Origin of the sequence: Hymenobacter latericoloratus, from assembly GCF_014199535.1 — a bacterium.
GTDB lineage: Bacteria > Bacteroidota > Bacteroidia > Cytophagales > Hymenobacteraceae > Hymenobacter > Hymenobacter latericoloratus.
In genome coordinates this window covers 504,344-525,031 of sequence record NZ_JACHNV010000002.1, presented here as the reverse complement: position 1 = coordinate 525,031, position 20,688 = coordinate 504,344, and the positions used below count along the sequence as shown (strand labels likewise).

The following is a 20,688-nucleotide window of genomic DNA, read 5'->3' as shown; positions in this document are numbered from 1 at the left end:
TTACCTCCTACCCCACTCGCATGCGCAAACCTCTCCGCTTCCTGGGCCGCCTCACGGTCAGCCTTCTGCTAGTTCTGCTGGTAATAGGCGTAGCCTTTGCCAACCTCAGCCCCGAGTTTGGGGGCAAGCCCACCAAGGCCGAGCGGGCAGCCTACGCGAAATCGGGGCACTACCAGGATGGGGAATTTCAGAATCTAGTGCCTACCACCCTCATGACGGGGGGCAGCACGGTTGGCTCGCTCTGGCGCTTCTTGTTCAGCAAAACCCCCAACGACAAACCCGCCGGACCGCTGCCCATGCAGCCCCTGGACTCCGTGAGCATCACGCAAAAAACGCCGGAAGTGCTACGCGTAACCTGGTTTGGGCACTCGGCCAGCCTGGTAGAAATAGCCGGGAAGAACATTCTGCTTGACCCCATGCTGAGCGTGAAGATGGGCCCTATTTCCTGGATTACGCCCCAGCGCTACAATCCGCAGGTAGCCATTACCGCCGAGCAGCTGCCGCCTATTGATGCCGTGCTCATTTCCCACGACCACTACGACCATCTTGATTACCAGACCATTCTGCGGCTCAAAGACAAAACTACCCACTTCTTCGTGCCACTGGGGGTAGGAGCCCACCTGCGGGCCTGGGGCGTGGCGCCGGAGCGGATACGGGAGCTGGATTGGAACGACTCGGTGCAGCTGCCCGGCGGCCTGAGCATCACCAGCACGCCGGCCCGGCACTTTTCCGGCCGGGGTCTCACCAACCGCAACTCCACTTCCTGGAGCTCTTGGGTGATAAAATCGGCTACAAAGCGCGTATTCTATAGCGGCGACGGGGGCTACGGACCGCACTTCCAAACCATCGGCCAACAGCACGGCCCCTTCGACCTGGCCCTGATGGAATGCGGACAGTACGACGCGCAATGGGCTCAGATTCATATGCTGCCTGAGCAGAGCGTGCAGGCCGCCCTGGATGTGCAAGCCAGGCTGCTGTTACCCGTGCATTGGGGCGCTTTCACGGAGGCCCATCATGCCTGGAACGAACCAGTGCAACGGGCTTCGGCCGCCGCTGCTCGCCTCAATTTACCTATGACAACTCCCCTGCTGGGCCAAACTATTACGCTCGGTGCCGGCCCACTTCCGCAAACGAAGTGGTGGCAGTAGGGGTGTTCTGATGAGCATTAGACGAATTAAGCAGAAAGCAGAATCTGGCCTGCAGTGAGGATTAAGTGAAAAATAGCTGTCATCCGGAGTGTAGCGAAGGACCTTATCACGTCAGCACGAGTCGTAATAACGATTTGTTCTAGCGTGACAAGGTCCTTCGCTGCACTCCGGATGACAGCTATTTCGGCTACGCTAGCCGCTCAAACTGCAGCACTACTCCTTCCTGGGGCCGCAACGTTACCAAGGGCACGGGTACTACCTCCTCCTTCGTGATGGGCGCGACGGTGAAGTGCCGGAGCGTTTCCAGCAGTACCAACTGAATTTCAGCCAGGGCAAAGTGGTTGCCGATGCACAGACGCGGTCCGCCCCCGAAAGGCAGGTAGGCGTAGGCCGGCACCGGCGGCTGGGCACCCGGAGCAAACCGCTCAGGCCGAAACGCATTGGGGGCGGGCCACAGCGTAGGGTGGCGGTGCAGCCCGTAAATGTAAAGTGAAAAGAGCGTGCCCTTCGGAAACGGGTGCCCCTGAAACTCATCGTCTTCCAAAGCTACGCGGTCCAGAATCCAGGCCGGGGGGTAGAGCCGCATGGTTTCCTGAATCACTTGCATGGAGTATGGCAGGCGGGCTAGCTCCTCGAACTCCGGGGCCCGATGGGCCAGGCCAGCTGCCGCCCGCTCCTGCCGAATCTGGGCAGCGGCCTCGGGGTGCTCAGCCAACAAATAAAACAGCCAGCTTAAGGCGTTGGCTGAGGTTTCGTGGCCGGCCAGTAACAGGATGTTGGCTTCATCTACCAGCTGTTCTTCCATCATAGGCTCGCCAGTGTCCTCGTAGCGCACATCCAGCAGCATTTGCAGCAGGTCGTTATGAGGAGTGGCGGGGCTGGTACCGGCCCGCTGACGCTTGCGGATGTAGGTCCGGACCAGCTCGCGTAGCTCTCGGCTCAGGGCCTCGTGGCGGCGGTAGCTGCCGGTGCCTTGCAGCCAGGGCCGGAGGTAGGGCTGCCGGATGGTGCGCACGTAAAAAGCCTGAATCTGGGTCAGGATATCCGACAGCCGGTCGCGCTCCGCGTCGCTCATGCTGGTGCCAAAGGTGGCCTGCGCAATAATCCGGAACGCTACCCGCGTCATGGCCTCATGAATATCGACCAGGGCCGGACCGGTGGCCGTGCGGGCTTGCAGCTCCTGGGTCCACTCCTCGGCGGCGGCTTGCATCAGACGGGTAAGGCCGGCCAGGCGCTGGCGGTGGAAGGCCGGCTGAATCAGGCGGCGCTGCCGTAGCCAGTCGGGCCCCTCGTTGGTGAGTAGCCCCCGCCCGATGTAGCGGATCAGGCCGTGCGTGAGGTCCGACTTGAGGTAGCGGCGGTGGTGTTGACGGAGAATATGCTGTACCAGGGCCGGGTCGCGGGTGACGTAGCACGGCCGGATGCCGCCCAGGTGCAGCCCCACCGTGTCGCCGTGGGCAGCGTGGGCGCGGTTAAGGTTGCCGATAGGGTCGCGGGCCATGGCCAGCGAGGTAAGCAGGGTGCGCCAGCGGGGCACCCACGGAAAAGGCGCCGTCGGCGCCTCTATAGCAGGTAACAAGGGGGTAGGCATACGGAAATAGCGCAGTAATGCTTTCCAAGATAAAACAAAAACGAGGCCACCGGGCCGGCGAGCTGCACTCTCCTACCCCTTAGCACAACCCCAAGCCACCGTTCGCGCGTACAGCCTACTAGCCCCTGTGGCCTCCCGAACTTTCTCCAACAACCAAACTCTCGGCTCCTTATGTGGATTCAACAGAAAAATACCCCCGCCCCGCTCGATGAACTGCAAGGCCGTACCGTAGGCCTCAAATTCGAATGCAACGAGTGCCACACCGAAGTGTTTACCGACCTGATCGGCGTGCCCGCCCCCGACCATCTGGCCAACTCCATGGAAGACGACGGCCAGTTTGAAACGGAAGAAATTAAGTGCCCCGGCTGCGACATGACCCACGAAATCACCGTGAAAAGCACCTTTGATGGGGTACATTTTGAGGTATCGGAAGTAGCGCCGGACAGCGTTTCCTACCAGATTGCCGAGCCTGAACACTAAGCCACTTATAAGCAGCTGAAGTAACTCCGGTTACCTGATGCTTCAACACGAAAAAGGCTCGCCATTCGGCGAGCCTTTTTCGTGTTAAGTAAATTCCTGAATGATGTACGGCTTACTTCTCCCGCTCGATAGTATAGTTAATGAGCTGCTCCAGGGAAGTGCGCGAGGCCGAAGCCGGGAAAGTGCGCAGGATTTCCAGAGCTTCGTCGCGGTAGCGTTCCATCACTTTAATGGCGTACTCCAGGCCCCCGGAGGTTTTCACGTACTCAATCACCTGCTGCACCCGGTCCTTGCGGCCGTCGTTGTTTTTCACGTTATAAATGACGCGGCGCTTGGTTAGCCAGTCGGCCTGCTGAAGGGCGTAGATGAGGGGTAGGGTCATCTTCTTCTCCTTGATATCAATGCCCAGCGGCTTCCCGATTTCGGCCGTGCCGTAATCGAACAGGTCGTCCTTGATCTGGAAGGCCATACCCACCTTTTCGCCGAAAAGGCGGGCGCGCTCAATAGTTTTCGCATCGGCCCCGGCTGAAGCCGCCCCTACCGCGCAGCAGGAAGCAATCAGGGAAGCTGTTTTCTGCCGGATGATGTCGAAGTACACGTCCTCGGTAATGTCGAGGCGGCGGGCTTTTTCAATCTGCAGCAGTTCGCCTTCGCTCAGCTCCTTTACCGCGTTGCTCACGATTTTGAGCAGCTCGTAGTCGTTGTTTTCCAGGCTCAGGAGCAGGCCTTTGCTCAGCAGGTAGTCGCCCACGAGCACGGCAATCTTGTTTTTCCAGAGGGCATTGATGGAGAAGAACCCGCGCCGGTAGTTCGATTCGTCCACTACGTCGTCGTGCACCAGGGTGGCCGTGTGCAGCAGCTCAATCAGGGCCGCGCCCCGGAACGAGGCTTCCGGCAGCGGGTCGCCGCCGCTGATTTTAGCCGTGAAGAACACAAACATGGGCCGGATCTGCTTGCCCTTGCGCTTCACAATGTACCCCATGATTTTATCGAGCAGGAGCTGCCGCGTTTGCATGGACTGGCGGAATTTCTTTTCGAACTCCTCCATCTCGGCGGCGATGGGCGCCTGTATCTGGTCCAGCGTTACGGTCATGCGGGTGGGTTGAGCGCTGCAATGATACGGGGAAAAAGGTGAAATCATGAGTGGGTGAGCTGGCGAGGGAAAGGCCCCGTAAACCAGGGTGAAGGCCGACTCTCTGCTTCCTCTTACTGCAACCAGCCTGAAAATAACAACGCCTTCCAAGCGCGTCGGAACGGGTATAGGAGTAGCAGCGGACTAGGCAATAAACAACTAACGAATACCACCGTCGGCTCAGGACATAACAAGGACCGGCAGAATGGGTTTGTGGCATTCGGAGGGGTAGGGCTTCGGGAGAGGCGGCCGAGATTATGCCGTTAGCGCAGCCAGAGCGCCAAATTGGCCTGGTTCGCCATATCCCATTTCACCGCTTACCTTCGCCTCTATGACCCATTCTCAGCCTATCCGCCTTGATTTGTCGCTCACCAGCCTCCATCATGCGCGCCCTTTCGCCGCCGATGTGCGCTACGTGCCCACCGGCCAGCCTAAGCCGGTGGTGGTGTTCGTGCACGGGTTTAAGGGGTTCAAAGACTGGGGCCATTTCAATGTATTGGCCGAGTGGTTTGCCCGCCAGGGGGTAGTGTTCGTGAAGCTCAACCTCTCGCATAATGGCGTGGTAGTAAATGGCACCGGCGACCTGGAGGACCTGGAAGCCTTTGGCCGCAACAACTTCTCCCTGGAGCTGAACGACATCGGTACTCTGCTCGACTACCTCCACCAGGCCGACGAAACCCAGCTGCCCCGCGCCGAGCTGGACCTGGCGCGCCTGGCCCTCATCGGCCACAGCCGGGGCGGCGGGCTGGTGCTGCTGAAGGCCGCCGAAGACACCCGCGTGAAGGCCGTGGTGAGCTGGGCCGCCATCAACAACGTGAACCCCGGCTGGACCGAGGAGCTCATGCAGCACTGGCAGCAGCAGGGCGTGTACTACGTGGAAAACAGCCGCACCAAACAGCAACTCCCGCTTTACTTCCAGATCGTGGAGGACTACCACCAGAACCGGCTGCGCCTGGATATTCCGCACAACGTGCGCCGCAAGCTCCGGCAGCCCCTCCTGGTGCTGCACGGCGACCAGGACGAAACCGTGCCTGTGCAACGCGCCCACGAGCTCAAAACCTGGAAGCCTGATGCCGAGCTGGCCATCCTGCCGGGGGTTACGCACAACTTTGGGGGTAGCCACCCGTGGCCAAATCCGGAGCTACCCACTCAGGCCCTGACCGCCGCAGAAGTGACGATGGAGTTTCTGGGCCGCGTTCTGTAGCCCTATGCCCACCGCCTACCTCCTCCTCGGCTCCAACCTCGGCGACCGAACCACGATTCTGCGCGAGGCTATAGACTACTTGAATGCTACCGCCGGCAACGTGGTAGCCGCCTCGGCGCTCTACGAAACCGCCGCCTGGGGCCTCGAAGACCAGCCGGCTTTTCTGAATCAGGCCGTCTGTCTGCAGACCACTCTCCTACCCCTCCAACTGCTGGAAATATGCCAGGCCACCGAGCAGCGCGCTGGGCGGGAGCGGCTGGTTCGTTGGGGCGCCCGCACCCTCGACGTGGACATTCTGCTCTATGATGACCTTGTTCTCAACACGGAGCGCCTCACCCTGCCTCACCCGCGCCTGCCGGAGCGCCGTTTTGCGTTGGTACCACTCGCTGAAATTGCAGCTAATGTTGTGCATCCAGGGTTGGAAAAGCCGGTAGCGGAATTATTGGTGGAGTGTGCAGATATGTTGGAAGTGAAGCGAGTAGATTAGCGTTATTTAAACCAGTAGAGGTAGTATCTAATAAAAAAGCCCGCTAGCATAACTAACGGGCTTTCATTTCTGTAGTGAATTCAACCTACACCGCTGCCGAACTCGCCGCTGCTTCCGGGGCAATTTTCTTCACTAGGCCTTGCAGCACTTTGCCGGGGCCGCACTCTACAAACTCGGTGGCGCCATCGGCTACCATGCGCTGCACGCTCTGGGTCCAGCGGACGGGAGCGGTGAGCTGACGCACCAGGTTTTCCCGGATTTCGTCGGGGTCGGTGTGGGGGGCGGCGTCCACGTTCTGGTACACGGGGCAAATGCCGGCCGAGAAAGTAGTGCCGGCAATGGCCTGGGCCAGGGCTGCTTCCGCCGACTGCATCAGGGGCGAGTGGAAGGCTCCGCCCACCGGCAGGGGTAGGGCGCGCTTGGCACCGGCCGCTTTCAGCTGCTCGCAGGCTAGCTCAATGCCGCGCTGGGAACCCGACACGACCAATTGGCCGGGGCAGTTATAGTTGGCAGCCACCACCACGTTGCCGCCCGCGCTGATTTCCTGGCAGATGCGGGCCGTGGTATCGTCGTCGAGGCCGAGGATGGCGGCCATGGTGCCGGGCTGCTCCTGGCAGGCGGCCTGCATGGCCTGAGCGCGCTGGGCCACTAGGCGCAGGGCGTCTTCAAACTTGAGCACCTTGGCGGCTACCAGCGCCGAAAACTCGCCCAGCGAATGACCCGCCACCATAGCTGGGTTCAGATCGGGCAGCACGGCAGCCAGGGCCACGGAATGCAGGAAGATGGCGGGCTGGGTTACGTCGGTGCGGCGCAGGTCTTCGTCGGAGCCGCTGAACATCACGTCGGTGAGGGAAAAGCCCAGGATTTCGTTGGCCTGGTCCATCAGGCGCTTGGCCGCGGGGTGCTGCTCGTACAGGTCGCGGCCCATGCCGCTGAACTGGCTGCCCTGCCCGGGAAAAATTACTGCTTTCATCAGTTCAGAAATACGGCAGCCGAACTGCCTTTCGGCGGAGGGCTGCGCAAGGGTGGAAAAGATAAGGGCGCAAGCTGCACAAATCGGCCGGAAAGCCCAAAGCTGGTGCTGCGCTACTTTACCAATACCCGACTAACCTGGCCGGTCTGCTTATCTACGTTCACGGCCGCGTTATCGGGCTTCACTCCTACCCTGTCGGAACGCTTGACCAGTACCTGCCAACTGGTACCAGCATCCACCACCGTCAGGGTTTGCAGCTGATACACAGCCGAATCGGGCTGGGCGCGAAAGTAGCGGCTGGCCAAAGCAACGGCCTGGGCTTCAGTGGTGGCCGCGGCACTGGTAGCGCTAGTGGGCTCCGTGGTAGAAGCTGAATTAGTGGAGGTGCAGGCAGTCATGGACAGCACTACCAGAAGAGGAATGAGTCGGTTCATAGATCAAAGAAAGTACAGCGCATATAAAAAGACCGGCCGAGCGCTGGAGCTCGGCCGGTCTTTTTGTATGCGGCGGATTTAGCGGTTAATCTGCACCCAGCCTTTGAACGTACGCTTGGTGCGGTTGGCGTCCTTGAACTCTACCTCGGCCTGGTAGAAGTACATGCCTTCCGAAACGCGGGTTCCGGAGCCGGATTCAGGTCCGGTGCTACCCCCGCTCCAGTTGATAAGCGGATCCCGGTCACTTTCGTACACCTTCGTGCCCCAACGGTTGTAGATTTTCACCACGGTCCGCTCAATCGGGCTGAACACTTTGGGCCGGAAAGTGTCGTTGCGGCCGTCGCCGTTCGGGGTGAAGATGTTGGGCAGCAAAAACAGCAGGCAGTTGTCTTTGCACTCCTTGTTGCTGAGTGCACTCACGGCCCGGTTGGCATCCACGGCCTGCACCGCGTAGCAGCCGGCGGCACTGCGCAGGCCCTGGTGCACGTAGGTGGTTTGGGTACCGGGCACCCGGTCCAGTTCTTTCAGCGGCTCCGTGTCGTTGGGAGCGTAGTAAATAATGTAGGTAACAATGTCGCGGCTGCAATCAGCGGTAGGCTCATTGCTCAGCGTCCAACTCAGGTAGTTGTTATAGATTTCCCCGCTGGCGGGCGTGGTAGCTGGCAGGTCGAAGAGGCGACTGGCCAGACTGTCACAATTCGTGGGCTTGAGCGTCAGGATAGGCGTGCACGGAATGGGTAGCAGCGACACGCATTGTTCCTGGCTCAGGTTAATCAATGAATCCGGCAGGGAGATGTCGTAGGTGCCGTTCGTTTTCACGTAGTAGCAATAGGTTTCGCCTTTCACCAGGGGCCGGGCCGTAGTGCCCCGGTCGGTGAATGTGCCGCCCGGGGCGGTGCCGGTTACCTTCCCAACCGGCGCAAACGTACCGTTCTGCAGGCGCCGGTAGATGGTGGTAGGCCGTTGCGAGTTGTCCCAGGGTACGTTGTAGGTCCAGGTAAGCCCGATGCTGTTGGTCAGCGGATTCGGGGTTGCTTCAATGCGCACGCTGGAAGCCGGGGCCGGCCGTTCCCGAATGCGGGTAGTATCGGAGGGGTTGGCGGTAGCCGCCCGGAAGAATACCAAGCGGTACGAATACGCATTTTCGGTGGTGTTCAGGCCGCCATCTACCCAGGTAGTATCATTCAGGCCAAACTCCCGGTCGATTCGGGTGTAGCTGCCGGCCGCCGGGTTTTGCCCAACCGCCCGGTACAGGAAATAGCCCGCCGGCGCGTTGAATGCTGCCGTCGGCGCGGGTTTGTTCCAGCGCACCGTAATCTGCCCGTTGGTGGTGCTGGTGCGGTCCACGGTCACGTGGGTCAGGCGGGCCGAGCGGCCGGTTACTTTCACGCAGGCTTCGTTGGAGGCAATGCTGGCGCCCCCGGCGGGGCGGGCAAACTCCACGTAAATGCGGTAGCAGTAATTTTTGCCCCGCTCCAGCCCGCGGCCGTTGTTGTCATCGAGGAAAGTGCGGCTACCCACGTTGATGGTCCCAATCCGGGTGTAGCCCCGCGAGGCCGGAATACCCGTTTCACAAGGGCCCGGGGTCCAGCCACTTTCGTTTTCACGCCGGTACACCCGAATCTCGGCGCCGGGGTTCTGGCACAGGTAGTTGTCCCAGTCGAGGCGGGCGGTATTGCCCACGGGGGTTACCCGCAGGTTCTGGGGCGGCGGCCCCACTACGGTGATGCGCAGCGGCCGCTCGTCAATTAAGGGCGTGAGTCCAGCAGCCGGTTGGTCGGTGGCTTTGAACAGCACTTGGTGCGGGTCAGAGCGAATATCGGAGCAGGAAGGCGTCCAGTTAAACGTACCGCGGGCGGTAGGCGGCCCCTGCGAGTTTTGCACGAACGTAGCCGGCGGAATCATGCCGCCGTAAGCTTCCAGCAGGATGCGGTTATTTTCCGGGTCGGTGGCCGTCACGACAATGGGCGGAATAGGCGTGCCGGCTACCACGCACAAATCGGGCGGCACTACCAGGGTAGGGCGCAGGTTGTTGCTCGGGGTTACCGTAATCTGCATATCCCGGATTACCTCGCCCATCAGGCGCGGCGGAGCCCCCGGAATGCGGCGCCATTCCTGCACCACCATAGCCACGTTGTACTCGCCCACTACCTCCGGCGAGTTCCACACAATCTGCCCGGTATTGATGTCCTGCCGGTAGATGGCCGGGTCATTCGGCACCCCCACGGGCGGGCCTATATAGGGTACCTGAATGGCCCGGAAAAACCCATCATCGGGGAAGCGGAAGCCCGAAACGGTGGTGGGCCGGGGGTTAGAGCCGTTGCTTACCAGCGTGCTAGGGTTGCCCGCCTGCTGACTTTCCCGCCGCAGGAAAACCAGTGAGTCGCCATCCGCGTCGTACGCGGCCGGGTTGTGCAGAAACACCTGCCGACGGCTGGCTTGGTCAATGGCCGGAGCCAGTAGGGCCGGCGAGCTGTTTTCCTTTAGAATAGGGTCGAGAATGATGCGCGTCGAGATATAGAACGACTCATTCACCGAGTTAGTCAGATTTTGCACCCCGGCTACCCGGTTTACACTCAGGTAGCTAACCAGATAGTTCCCGGGGGCATTGTACGTGTGCTCGAAGTAGTACACGTTCCGATAGACATTGGGGGCAACCAACGTCCTCTTGACCCGGGGAATGCCCCCCTCCCCCGAGTTGGTGTTATCACCGTAAAATATGGTTACAGTGGGCTCATCCGCTGCTAACTGCCCGCCGGTGGTAGTAACGCTGGTATAGAGAATCATCTTGAAGAAGATTCGGCGGGGGTTGCGGTTCTCGGCGGGCAGGGTAGTGTCCGTCTTGGCCTGGATGTCGCCGGCCCGCAGGTGGGTGGCGTAGGACGCAGAGGGTGTCCCTAGCCAGGCTACTAGCAATAGGAGCCCGGCCAGCCAAAGCCGCAGCGGGCGGTTCAGTAGCGGAAGATTCATAGAGTCAGGGTATTGATAGGCGGAAAGGAAGGCAGGGAAGTTCAGCAAAAACCTAGCTAGAACCTAACAAAAGCCCTTGCATTTAGGTTAAGTAGTTACCGCAAGGTACTAACGAAGCCCGGCAGCTATAGATTCACTGTAACGTGAAAGCCTTATTCAGATTGTTTCCTACTAGGTTGGCGCCTACCTTTGACCGTTACAACTGACCTACCCACACCCCTTCAGTAGCTCTCTATGAGTTGGATTACAAAAACCTTTTCCAGTAGCATCGGCCGTAAGATTATCATGGCCGTTACGGGCCTGTTTCTCTGCACCTTCCTGGTGGTTCACCTGGTCGGGAACCTGCAGTTATTCAACGCCGATAATGGAGCGGCCTTTAATGCCTACTCCGAGTTTATGGGCCATAATCCCCTGATCCGCACCATGGAAATTGTGCTGGTGCTGGGCTTTGGCTTCCACATCTACGAGGGCCTGGCCCTGGCCGCTAAAAACCGCGCCGCCCGGGGCAATCAGCGCTACGTGGTGGACCATATTGAGCAGAACAGCTCCTGGCACTCGCGCAGCATGGCCCTGCTGGGCAGCATCGTGCTGTTCTTCCTGATTGTGCACCTCTACAACTTCTTCGGCTCCCTGCGCTTTACTGATGTACCGCGCGACGCCAATGGCAACGAAGATGCTTACGCCCTGGTACTTGCGGCCTTCAAAGATCCGCTGTATGTACTGCTTTACGTGGTGGGCCAGGTAGCCCTGCTTTACCACTTGCTGCACGGCTTCAGCAGCGCCTTCCAGACGCTGGGCCTGACCCACCGCAAGTACACGCCGGCCATCAAGTTTATCGGTTACGGCTTCTCGATTGTTGTGTGCGCCGCCTTCGCCGCCATGCCGATCTACTTCTACTTTTTCAAATAAGTCCTAAACTCGACTGCCGATGTTTCCGGATTCCAAAATTCCCGAAGGCCCGTTGGCCGAAAAGTGGGACAAGCATAAATTCAACGTTAAACTCGTAAACCCCGCCAACAAGCGGAAATACGACGTTATTGTGGTGGGCACCGGCCTGGCCGGGGCTTCGGCCGCCGCCTCTTTGGCGGAGCTGGGCTACAACGTAAAGGCCTTTACCTACCACGATTCCCCGCGCCGGGCGCACTCCATTGCCGCGCAAGGGGGTATCAATGCCGCTAAAAACTACCAGAACGACGGTGACTCGGTGTACCGCCTGTTCTACGATACGATTAAAGGGGGTGACTACCGCGCCCGCGAAGCCAACGTGTACCGTCTGGCCCAGGTATCGGTCAACATCATCGACCAGTGCGTGGCCCAGGGTGTGCCCTTCGCCCGCGAGTACGGCGGACTGCTGGCCAACCGCTCCTTCGGGGGCGCGCAGGTAAGCCGCACGTTCTACGCCCGTGGCCAAACCGGCCAGCAGCTGCTGTTGGGCGCTTACTCGGCTCTTTCGCGCCAGGTAGCCTATGGCAAGGTGAAGCTCTACACCCGCACCGAAATGCTGGATGTGGTTATCGTGGATGGGCAGGCCCGGGGCATCATTACCCGCAACCTGATTACCGGCGAAATTGAGCAGCACGCGGCCCACGCCGTGGTACTGGCTACCGGCGGCTATGGCAACGTGTTCTACCTGAGCACCAACGCCAAGTACAGCAACGCCACGGCCGCCTGGCGGGCGCACAAAAAGGGAGCTTACTTCGCTAACCCCTGCTTTACTCAGATTCACCCTACCTGCATTCCCGTATCCGGTGACTACCAGTCGAAGCTGACGCTGATGTCGGAGTCGCTGCGGAACGATGGCCGCGTATGGGTGCCCGCTTCCAAGGAAACAGCCGAGCGCCTGCGTAAAGGCGAAATCCGGGTGGGTGATATTCGGGAAGAAGACCGGGACTACTTCCTGGAGCGCAAGTACCCCGCTTTCGGTAACCTGGTACCGCGCGACGTAGCTTCGCGCAACGCCAAAATGATGTGCGACGAAGGACGAGGGGTAGGCAGCTCGGGCCTGGCCGTATATCTCGACTTCGCTGATGCCATCAAGCGTAACGGTGCCGACTGGGTAAGCCAGAAGTACGGCAACCTGTTCGACATGTACGCCAAGATTACCGGCGAGAATCCCTACGAGCAGCCCATGCGCATTTACCCGGCTGTACACTACACCATGGGTGGCCTCTGGGTAGATTACAACCTGCAAACCACGGTACCCGGCCTGTACGCTACCGGCGAGTGTAACTTCTCTGACCACGGCGCTAACCGCCTGGGGGCCTCGGCCCTGATGCAGGGTCTGGCCGACGGCTACTTCGTGATTCCCTACACCATTGGGGACTACCTGGCCCAGACGCCGCCCAAGCCGGTTACCACCGAGCACCCCGCCTTCAAGGAGGCCGAAGCCGAAGTGCGCGCCCGCGTCCAGAAGCTCATGAGCATCAACGGCACCCGCACCCCCGATGATTTCCATAAAGCGCTGGGACACCTTATGTGGGAATACTGCGGCATGGCCCGCACGGCCGAGGGTCTGCAATACGCTAAAGCCGAGATTCAGAAGCTGCGCCGGGAGTTCTGGAGCGACTTGAAACTGGTAGGAACCGAGGCCGAAATGAACCAGGCTCTGGAAAAAGCCGGCCGCGTCGCCGACTTCCTCGAGCTGGGTGAGCTGATGGTGGACGATGCTTACCACCGCAATGAAAGCTGCGGCGGCCACTTCCGCGAGGAATACCAGACGCCCGAAGGCGAAGCCCTGCGCGACGATGAGAACTTTACGTATGTAGCGGCCTGGGAATACACCGGTGATAACCGGGCTTCGGCACTTCACAAGGAAGATTTGCGTTTCGAGAACGTGAAGCTCACCCAACGCAGCTATAAGTAGTGAGCCCGAAGGCAGGGGTAGCATTTTTCCTACCCCTGCCCTCCGCTTCACCCGCTCACTACCTTCTACTAACTACTCAATACTCTTGAAATAAAATGGCTGGAAGTAACCCCAATGCCAAACCCATGAACCTCACGCTGAAAGTGTGGCGGCAGAAAAACCGCAACGCGCAAGGCGGTATCGTGGATTACCAGGTAAAAGACATTTCGCCCGATATGTCATTCCTGGAAATGCTGGACGTACTAAACGAAGATTTGCTGCGCCAGGGCGAAGAGCCGGTTGCCTTTGACCACGACTGCCGCGAAGGTATCTGTGGCTCGTGCAACCTGTTCATCAACGGCCGGGCTCACGGCCCCGAGCCGGGCACAACTACCTGCCAGCTGCACATGCGCAAGTTCAACGATGGAGATACTATCACCATTGAACCCTGGCGTGCCAATGCTTTTCCCGTCAATAAAGACCTGAGCGTGGACCGCTCGGCCTTCGACCGGATTATTCAGGCGGGCGGCTACATCTCGGTAAACACCGGTGGCACCCCCGATGCCAACGAAATTCCGATTCCCAAGGACATTGCCGATCGGGCATTTGAAGCGGCTACCTGCATTGCCTGTGGCGCTTGCGTAGCATCCTGCAAAAATGCTTCGGCCATGCTGTTCGTGTCGGCCAAGGTGTCGCAGCTGGCGCTACTGCCCCAGGGCCACGTAGAGCGCAAGTCGCGGGTAGAAAACATGGTAGCCCAGATGGACAAGGAAGGTTTTGGGGCCTGCACCAACATTGGCTCCTGCGCGGCGGAGTGCCCGGTTGGCATTTCGCTGGAAAATATTGCCATCCTGAACCGCGAATTCCTGTCGGCTAAAGCTACTTCGAATAACCTGGCGTAAGGTTTCTGGTTATCTCAACAGGACTCCAGAAAAGCGAAACGGAAATCCGTTTCGCTTTTTTGTTGCTTTTTCGACCCACTATGCCGCGCCCGGTAAAGTTGTCGGCGCGGCTGCTTCATCATTTATCTTTTCTTTGATGATAACCATTATTGCCGGTACCAACCGGCCCAATTCACGCGCCCGGCGCGTAGCCGACTTTTATGCTCAGTTGCTGGCGCGGCAAGGAGCCTCCTCCCAACTGCTGGACCTAACGGAGCTTCCTCTGGATTTTACAACCTCCGCCCTGTACGGCAACACCGGCCGCCACGACGAATTTAACCGCCTGGCGGCCTTGGCTGAGAGTGCGGAAAAGCTGGTTTTTGTGGTGCCGGAGTATAACTGCTCCTTTCCCGGGGTATTGAAGGCGTTTATTGACGGGCTGCCCTACCCCGGTGGTATTCGCGGAAAGAAAGCCGCGCTGGTGGGCTTAAGCAGCGGCAGCCAGGGAGGTATTCTGCCCCTTAATCACCTCACCGACGTGCTCATGTACCTGGGCACCGCCGTTTTGCCCCAACGGGTGCGCCTGCCTTTCATTGATAAGTTTCTGACCGCCGAGGGCCTGATTACGGAGCCCCTCTATCAGCAGCTGCTGCAAGAACAGGCTGAAGCGTTACTGGCCTTCTAGCCTATGGTACAAAACGCTACTCGGCTGCAACCAAGCCTTCGTGAATGTTTCTACAGCCGGGCCATGAAGCGGAACCTGCCAGTGCCGGGCCTACGTTCGAGCTGAAAGTGCTATCTTGAAGTATCTGCTTACGCAACGCTGCTTATGGTTTCTTTTACCGGCATCCGCTTTCCGCAGTGGCTGGCGCCTACCCTAGTACTGCTCGGTAGCCTGCTGGTAGCCTGCAGCCCCACCGGCACGGAGGAAACCGACGAAAACCCTACCTCTGCTACCCCCTACACGCTGATTTTACCGACTAATCTGCCACAGAAAGTAGGTATACCCAGCGACAATCCGCTTACCGTGGAGGGCGTGGAGTTGGGTCGGAAGCTGTTTTATGAGGTTCGGCTTTCCCGGACCGGAACTCAATCCTGCGGCAGCTGCCACCAACAAAGCAAAGCCTTCACGGATGGGTTGGCGCGCGCCGTGGGGGTAGCAGGTCAGCCGCACCCACGCGGCACCATGTCGCTGGCTAATGTCCTGTGGGAAAAGACTCTGAACTGGGATGGCGCCGCTACCAGCTTGGAACAGCAGGCCCGGCTGCCCATCGAAAATCCCTTGGAGATGCACCAGTCGCTGGCCGATGGCGTGCGGAAACTGCAGCAAACTGACCTCTACCCGCCCCTGTTCCAGAAAGCCTTCGGTAGCTCCACTATCAGCGAAACCATGGTATTGAAGGCGCTGGCCCAGTTCGAGCGTACCCTGATTTCGGCCAACTCCCGCTACGATAAGTATCTGCGCAAGGAAGCCTCCCTGACGGCAGCGGAGCGGGCCGGGGCCGGCTTGTTTATCAATCATCCCAGCGAAGTGAGCGGCCTGTTTATCAGGGGCGCTACCTGTCATCACTGCCACACCAGCGAGGATGGCTTGTTCAGCTCCCCAGACTTCTTTAATAATGGCTTGGATGTAGCCTTCGCCGATGTAGGCCGCGCCGGTGTGACTGGCCAAAGCGCCGACCGGGGCAAATTCCGGGCTCCTACCCTTCGCAATATCGCCCTGACGGCCCCGTACATGCACGATGGTCGCTTCCAGACGCTGGAGCAAGTGCTGGACCACTACAATGAGCACGTTCAGCTTAACAGTCCGGGAATAGATCCGAATATGCTGCTGTCCAACACCCCGGGCGGTACCCGCCTGGATCTTACCCGTACGGAGAAAGCCCAGCTGATTGCTTTCTTGAAAACCCTGACTGACTCCACGTTCATTACGGATCAGCGGTTTTCTGATCCATTCAAACCCTAGCGTCACTTTCAGTACGCCGGAAAGCAGTAGGTTTGGCGTGTATTCGCTTTTGCTACGTGGCCACTTCTGCTACTCTTTCTACTCCGGCTGCTTCCCGAATCTATCTGCCTGCTTTTACCGGGGTAAGGGCGCTGGCCGCCTACCTGGTGTTTTTGCATCACTTCAACCCGTTTCGCCATAACCCCGAGTGGCCCCGGCTACACGCCTGGGTCTTGGAATTTCACATCGGTGTTCCGGTTTTCTTTGTTCTGAGCGGCTTTCTGATCACGCTCCGCTATGGGCAGCAACCGGTGCCGTGGCGGCGTTATATGGGCCGGCGTCTCGCGCGCATTTATCCGCTATACTTTTTGCTTTGCCTGGCTACTTACTATGCTTTCTGGCGGGCCAACCACTTTCTGCCGCATCATTTCTTCTTTAGTCTTACGCTTACGCAGGCCTTCTTCTCTGATGCCAAATACGCCGGCATTGCGCAGGCCTGGACCTTAACGGTGGAGGAAAGCTTTTATCTGCTGGCGCCCATAGCCTTCTGGCTGCTGCGCCGCCGCGTGCCGTTGTGGGTTCAGCCATTCGCCTTGCTGGGGGTAGGCCTTTTGCTGGTGTTAATGCTAAGTCCGGTGGGCGCCCACACGTATGGCTTCCTGGGCTCCTTTCGGCTTATGCTCCTGTTCTCTATATTCGGCAGGGGCTTTGAGTTTTACGCCGGCATGCAGCTGGCCAGGTGGTACCAGCAGGGACGGCTGCGCCGCTACCAGCAACCCGCTTTTCTGACCCTGCTGGGTAGTGGCCTGATAATAGCGGCCCTCAGCGGTATGGTCTGGACCAAAGGAGGCTATACGTACGGGCAGGAGCATGCTTTTGGCGTAGCTCTTAACAATGTAGTACTGCCTGGCGGAATTATTATGCTTTTTGCGGGCTTACTCACTGAGCCTACCTGGCTACGGTACCTGCTTTCTACCCGCATTTTCCAGATTCTCGGCAAAAGCTCCTACGCCTTTTATCTGATTCACCTGGGTTCCGTACGCGACTGGCTGGCGCTGCATCTGACCCCACACAATGGGTTGTTGTTCATCGTGCTTAATCTGCTGGCCATTGGATTGCACTACGTCATCGAGGAGCCGCTTAACCGGTGGTTACGGCCTGCTGTTGCGACAGTTCGCAGTGTTTAAGAACCTGTACCCCTACCTTTCCTTCCTATGCTACATTTTCGCCTAGCTGGCTTTCTTTGTTGCGCGGTGCTGGCTACGGCCTGCACGCTCACGCCCCAGGCCAAACACGGTCGCATGCTCAACCCCGATCGGGAACTAGCCGCTCCAGCGCTTATCCCCACTGATTCCGTTACATTGCCGGCCGATTCTCTAACATCCAGGCCCTAAAAAAAACACGCGCAGCTTCGTCCTAACCAGGAAAAAGCTGCGCGCGTGTTTTATCTGGCTGGAAAGTATTTTTTCAGCGCCAGGTTGGTGGGGTGTTAGTCCACGTTGTCGTGCAGGAAGCGGTTGTCGCCCAGCAGTTCGTTGTCGTCAGAGAGGTTAAAACGGCTGATGTTCTGCTCTGAGGAGGGTACCACGTTTTCCAGCTTCACCTGCCGCCGCAAATAGGCCGGCGTTTCCAGCTGGTCCTTGATGGCGTCGTTGGTGAGGCCGTTGCTCAGGGCTTGCAGACGTTGGCGGCGCTCCTCGGCCCGCGCATCCAGGGAAGGCCGCGGGAGTGTATGGTGAGTTACAGCCGGCTGAGTTGTCTGCTGCTGATACAACACAGGCTCCGGTGCCGGCGCGGAGGGAGCCGAAACCGCCGGGGGCACGTAAGCGGCCGGGGCAGGAGAAGCCTCCAGATCGTACTTCACTGGCTGGGCCTCCGGGGCTGCCGGCACTTGGGTACCAAAGGTAGGCACCACGGGCGCTTCCTGCCGATCCTTATCAAAGATGTTGATCTGCGGGTCGGGTTGGGTTGTGACCGTAGTGTTTTCGGGCTCACTGCTACGTGCTACCACATTGGTGATGTTGTGCGCGTCGCGGGCGAAGCCGGTGGCAATAACCGTTACCCGAATGCTCTGGCCCAAGGTAGGATCAATGCCGTGCCCGAAAATAACTTCGGCATTCTGGCCCGCCTTGTCCTGGATGTACTCCGTAATTTCGGTGAGCTCATCCATTTCCAGCTCGGCCTGGTCGCCCGACATAATGCTGAGCAGGATTTTCTGCGCCCCGTGAATGTCGGTGTTGTTAAGCAGCGGCGAGGCCAGAGCCTCTTCGGCAGCGCGCTGGGCCCGGTTCTCGCCTTCCGTGATGCTGCTACCCATTACGGCCGCCCCGGAGTCCTTCATGACGGTTTTCACGTCTTCAAAGTCCACGTTCACGTCGGCGGTAACCGTAATGATTTCGGCAATAGATTTGGCGGCAGTGCTCAGCACGTTATCGGCTTTGGCGAAGGCCGAGCGGATGGGCAGGTTGCCGTAAATCTCGCGCAGCTTATCGTTGAGAATTACCAGCACCGTGTCGCAGTTGTCGCTCAGCTCCTTGATGCCGTGCTCCGCCTGCTGACGCTTTTTCTTGCCTTCAAACATGAAGGGTGCCGTCACGATGCCAACCGTCAGGATGCCTAGCTCCTTGGCTACTTTGGCAATAACCGGGGCCGCGCCGGTACCGGTGCCACCGCCCATCCCGGCCGTGATAAACACCATTTTGGTGCCGTTACTAAGTAGCTCCCGAATTTGCTCGCGGCTCTCGATGGCCGCCTGCTTTCCCCGCTCGGGGTTGGCACCGGCCCCAAGGCCCTCGGTTAAGTCGGCCCCAATCTGCAGGCGGTTAGGCACGGTGGAAGACGCCAGCGCCTGCTTGTCGGTGTTGCAGATGACAAATTCTACATCCTTGATGCCTTGGCTGAACATGTGGTTAACGGCGTTGGAGCCGCCGCCCCCCACGCCAATCACCTTAATGATGGACCTAGACTGTGCCGGAATATCGAAAGTAAAATTCATGAGTTGGGGTCTTCGGGTCGTGGGGACTTGGGGTCTTGGCTGGTGGGTACTTGCAGTCTGACTTTGGTTGCCACCAAGGCAAAACCAAGACCCCAAGTTCCTAAGACCCCATCACCTAATATTGCTTATCGTCGAAGTCATCAATCAGCAGCCCTTTGGTGCGGCTGATGATCTTCTGAAAAAAGTCGCCAGCACCCGACGATTTCTTGGGTTGCTCGGGCGTCGGTTGTGCGGCCTGCTGGGGCTGGGGAGCCGCCGGCTGGGGCACGGTTGGTTGGGGCGCCGGCGCGGGAGTAGGCCGCACCTCCGGAGCCGTGCGGTAGTAATTCTGCTCAGGCTCCTCGTAGCTGCGCTGGGCTACCCGGTCATCGATGGAGCGGTAGCCGGCCAGCACCAACCCCACAGTGGTAGCGTACATCGGCGACTTTACCGCCTCGATTTTGCTCTTACCCAAGTGTTCGTTGGGGTAGCCAATGCGGGTATCCATGCCGGTTACGTACTCCGTAAGCTGCACCAGATTCTGCAGCTGCGAGCCACCACCCGTCAGTACAATGCCGGCGGCCAGCTTATCATGAAAGCCCAGGCGCTGAATCTCAGCGTACACCAACTCAATGATTTCCTCCATCCGGGCTTCGATGATGTACGCCAGGTTTTTGAGGGAAATTTCCTTGGGTGCCCGGTCGCGCAGGCCCGGAATGCTCACAATTTCGTACTCCGAGGCTTCTTCGGCAATGGCCTTGCCAAACTTCACCTTCAGCTGCTCGGCCTGGTTTTGCATAACCAGGCAGCCCTGCTTAATATCGGAAGTGATGATGTTGCCGCCGAAGGGTAGCACCGCCGCGTGTCGGATGATACCGTCCTTGAAAATGGCCAGGTCGGTGGTGCCGCCGCCAATGTCAATCAGAGCTACCCCAGCTTCCTTCTCCTCGTCCGAGAGTACCGACATGCTGGAGGCCAGCGGCTCCAGAATCAGGTTGTCGATTTCCAGCCCGGCTTTGGTAACACACTTATTGATGTTGTTAATGGCCGTGCTCTGCGCCGTGATGATGTGGAAGTTGCCCTCCAGGCGTACTCCCGACATACCCACTGGGTCCAGAATTCCCTCCTCGTAATCCACCTTGTAATCCTGGGGCATTACGTGGATGATTTCGGAGCCGGGCGGGGTTACCAGCCGGTACATATCGTTGGTGAGGCGGTTTACATCGCCCAGCGTGATTTCGTTATCCGTGGAAGTGCGCGTGATGCTGCCGTTATGCTGCAGGCTTTTGATGTGCTGCCCGGCAATGCCCACGTTTACTACCCCAATGTTGATGCCCGACTGTTCCTCGGCCTGCCGGATGGCTTTCCGGATAGCGTCCACGGTTTTGTCGATGTTGGATACAATACCACGCACCACTCCCTCCGACACGGCTTTGCCCATGCCCAAAATTTCGAGCTTGCCAAACTCATTCTTACGCCCTACCAGGGCGCAGATTTTGGTGGTGCCGATGTCGAGGCCGACTACAATCTTATCGTGTTGCATGGAAGGGAGGGCGAGAGAGTTGCGGTTGGTTGCAGGAAGTAGGCGGCTTAATGCGCTATAAGATAGCGCTTTAAACCAATAGTT

17 protein-coding genes are annotated in these 20,688 nt (G+C 58.9%); 10 read left to right on the top strand and 7 right to left on the bottom strand.

All coding sequences use genetic code 11. The features are described from left to right. Positions 1-20 precede the first annotated feature (20 nt). Positions 21-1,148: an MBL fold metallo-hydrolase gene (locus GGU46_RS07995; protein WP_139923634.1), complete on the top strand. Its 1,128-nt coding sequence runs from the start codon at positions 21-23 to the stop codon at positions 1,146-1,148. Positions 1,149-1,335: 187 nt separating this feature from the next. On the opposite strand, the gene GGU46_RS07990 is transcribed toward GGU46_RS07995, so the two are convergent. Continuing rightward, on the bottom strand, positions 1,336-2,739 hold the full coding sequence (locus tag GGU46_RS07990) for a cytochrome P450 (RefSeq protein ID WP_139923636.1): 1,404 nt from the start codon (positions 2,737-2,739) through the stop codon (positions 1,336-1,338). A gap of 171 nt (positions 2,740-2,910) precedes the next feature. Here GGU46_RS07990 and GGU46_RS07985 point away from each other — a divergent pair, with 171 nt between their 5' ends. Further along, positions 2,911-3,219: a hypothetical protein gene (locus tag GGU46_RS07985; protein WP_139923637.1), complete on the top strand. Its 309-nt coding sequence runs from the start codon at positions 2,911-2,913 to the stop codon at positions 3,217-3,219. Positions 3,220-3,331: 112 nt separating this feature from the next. Here GGU46_RS07985 and GGU46_RS07980 read toward each other — a convergent pair whose 3' ends face one another. After that, the gene (locus tag GGU46_RS07980; RefSeq protein ID WP_139923639.1) at positions 3,332-4,312 is read right to left on the bottom strand and encodes a polyprenyl synthetase family protein; all 981 of its coding nucleotides are present in this window, start codon (positions 4,310-4,312) and stop codon (positions 3,332-3,334) included. Positions 4,313-4,682: 370 nt separating this feature from the next. Here GGU46_RS07980 and GGU46_RS07975 point away from each other — a divergent pair, with 370 nt between their 5' ends. Continuing rightward, entirely contained in the window at positions 4,683-5,555 is an 873-nt protein-coding gene (locus tag GGU46_RS07975; protein WP_183403017.1) for an alpha/beta hydrolase family protein, read from the top strand. A 4-nt stretch (positions 5,556-5,559) separates the two neighbouring features. After that, positions 5,560-6,042: a 2-amino-4-hydroxy-6-hydroxymethyldihydropteridine diphosphokinase gene (gene folK, locus GGU46_RS07970; protein WP_183403016.1), complete on the top strand. Its 483-nt coding sequence runs from the start codon at positions 5,560-5,562 to the stop codon at positions 6,040-6,042. An 85-nt stretch (positions 6,043-6,127) separates the two neighbouring features. Here folK and fabD read toward each other — a convergent pair whose 3' ends face one another. The 3 genes from fabD to GGU46_RS07955 form a co-directional block, all read right to left on the bottom strand. Next, entirely contained in the window at positions 6,128-7,015 is an 888-nt protein-coding gene (gene fabD / locus GGU46_RS07965) for an ACP S-malonyltransferase (protein ID WP_183403015.1), read from the bottom strand. Positions 7,016-7,128: 113 nt separating this feature from the next. Continuing rightward, positions 7,129-7,449, bottom strand: coding sequence for a hypothetical protein (locus GGU46_RS07960; RefSeq protein WP_183403014.1), 321 nt, complete (start codon positions 7,447-7,449; stop codon positions 7,129-7,131). Positions 7,450-7,527: 78 nt separating this feature from the next. Beyond that, positions 7,528-10,419 (bottom strand): T9SS type B sorting domain-containing protein, encoded by a 2,892-nt coding sequence (locus GGU46_RS07955; RefSeq protein WP_183403013.1) that lies wholly within the window; start codon positions 10,417-10,419, stop codon positions 7,528-7,530. Positions 10,420-10,653: 234 nt separating this feature from the next. Between GGU46_RS07955 and GGU46_RS07950 the strand changes: the two genes are divergently transcribed. The 6 genes from GGU46_RS07950 (at position 10,654) to GGU46_RS07925 (ending at position 17,274) form a co-directional block, all read left to right on the top strand. Then, entirely contained in the window at positions 10,654-11,328 is a 675-nt protein-coding gene (locus tag GGU46_RS07950; protein ID WP_183403012.1) for a succinate dehydrogenase cytochrome b subunit, read from the top strand. 19 nt (positions 11,329-11,347) lie between these two features. Further along, positions 11,348-13,282 carry a fumarate reductase/succinate dehydrogenase flavoprotein subunit gene (locus GGU46_RS07945; protein ID WP_183403011.1) on the top strand — a complete coding sequence of 645 codons (1,935 nt, stop codon included), beginning with the start codon at positions 11,348-11,350 and terminating at the stop codon, positions 13,280-13,282. A 125-nt stretch (positions 13,283-13,407) separates the two neighbouring features. Continuing rightward, a complete protein-coding gene (locus GGU46_RS07940) occupies positions 13,408-14,163 on the top strand; it encodes a succinate dehydrogenase/fumarate reductase iron-sulfur subunit (protein ID WP_183403478.1) in 756 nt (251 codons plus the stop codon). A gap of 136 nt (positions 14,164-14,299) precedes the next feature. Next, on the top strand, positions 14,300-14,827 hold the full coding sequence (locus tag GGU46_RS07935) for an NADPH-dependent FMN reductase (protein WP_183403010.1): 528 nt from the start codon (positions 14,300-14,302) through the stop codon (positions 14,825-14,827). A gap of 144 nt (positions 14,828-14,971) precedes the next feature. Beyond that, on the top strand, positions 14,972-16,108 hold the full coding sequence (locus GGU46_RS07930; protein ID WP_183403009.1) for a cytochrome-c peroxidase: 1,137 nt from the start codon (positions 14,972-14,974) through the stop codon (positions 16,106-16,108). A 56-nt stretch (positions 16,109-16,164) separates the two neighbouring features. Then, positions 16,165-17,274, top strand: coding sequence for an acyltransferase family protein (locus tag GGU46_RS07925; RefSeq protein ID WP_183403008.1), 1,110 nt, complete (start codon positions 16,165-16,167; stop codon positions 17,272-17,274). A 302-nt stretch (positions 17,275-17,576) separates the two neighbouring features. On the opposite strand, the gene ftsZ is transcribed toward GGU46_RS07925, so the two are convergent. Together ftsZ and ftsA are read right to left on the bottom strand one after the other, a co-directional pair. Beyond that, positions 17,577-19,082 (bottom strand): cell division protein FtsZ, encoded by a 1,506-nt coding sequence (gene ftsZ / locus GGU46_RS07920; protein ID WP_183403007.1) that lies wholly within the window; start codon positions 19,080-19,082, stop codon positions 17,577-17,579. A gap of 115 nt (positions 19,083-19,197) precedes the next feature. Then, the gene (gene ftsA / locus GGU46_RS07915; protein ID WP_183403006.1) at positions 19,198-20,604 is read right to left on the bottom strand and encodes a cell division protein FtsA; all 1,407 of its coding nucleotides are present in this window, start codon (positions 20,602-20,604) and stop codon (positions 19,198-19,200) included. Positions 20,605-20,688 lie beyond the last annotated feature (84 nt).

Coding starts and splice junctions, on each gene's coding strand:
- GGU46_RS07995 (WP_139923634.1), top strand. CDS start 21: ATGCGCAAACCTCTCCGCTTCCTGGGCCGCCTCACGGTCAGCCTTCTG.
- GGU46_RS07990 (WP_139923636.1), bottom strand. CDS start 2,739: ATGCCTACCCCCTTGTTACCTGCTATAGAGGCGCCGACGGCGCCTTTT.
- GGU46_RS07985 (WP_139923637.1), top strand. CDS start 2,911: ATGTGGATTCAACAGAAAAATACCCCCGCCCCGCTCGATGAACTGCAA.
- GGU46_RS07980 (WP_139923639.1), bottom strand. CDS start 4,312: ATGACCGTAACGCTGGACCAGATACAGGCGCCCATCGCCGCCGAGATG.
- GGU46_RS07975 (WP_183403017.1), top strand. CDS start 4,683: ATGACCCATTCTCAGCCTATCCGCCTTGATTTGTCGCTCACCAGCCTC.
- folK (WP_183403016.1), top strand. CDS start 5,560: ATGCCCACCGCCTACCTCCTCCTCGGCTCCAACCTCGGCGACCGAACC.
- fabD (WP_183403015.1), bottom strand. CDS start 7,015: ATGAAAGCAGTAATTTTTCCCGGGCAGGGCAGCCAGTTCAGCGGCATG.
- GGU46_RS07960 (WP_183403014.1), bottom strand. CDS start 7,449: ATGAACCGACTCATTCCTCTTCTGGTAGTGCTGTCCATGACTGCCTGC.
- GGU46_RS07955 (WP_183403013.1), bottom strand. CDS start 10,419: ATGAATCTTCCGCTACTGAACCGCCCGCTGCGGCTTTGGCTGGCCGGG.
- GGU46_RS07950 (WP_183403012.1), top strand. CDS start 10,654: ATGAGTTGGATTACAAAAACCTTTTCCAGTAGCATCGGCCGTAAGATT.
- GGU46_RS07945 (WP_183403011.1), top strand. CDS start 11,348: ATGTTTCCGGATTCCAAAATTCCCGAAGGCCCGTTGGCCGAAAAGTGG.
- GGU46_RS07940 (WP_183403478.1), top strand. CDS start 13,408: ATGAACCTCACGCTGAAAGTGTGGCGGCAGAAAAACCGCAACGCGCAA.
- GGU46_RS07935 (WP_183403010.1), top strand. CDS start 14,300: ATGATAACCATTATTGCCGGTACCAACCGGCCCAATTCACGCGCCCGG.
- GGU46_RS07930 (WP_183403009.1), top strand. CDS start 14,972: ATGGTTTCTTTTACCGGCATCCGCTTTCCGCAGTGGCTGGCGCCTACC.
- ftsZ (WP_183403007.1), bottom strand. CDS start 19,082: ATGAATTTTACTTTCGATATTCCGGCACAGTCTAGGTCCATCATTAAG.
- ftsA (WP_183403006.1), bottom strand. CDS start 20,604: ATGCAACACGATAAGATTGTAGTCGGCCTCGACATCGGCACCACCAAA.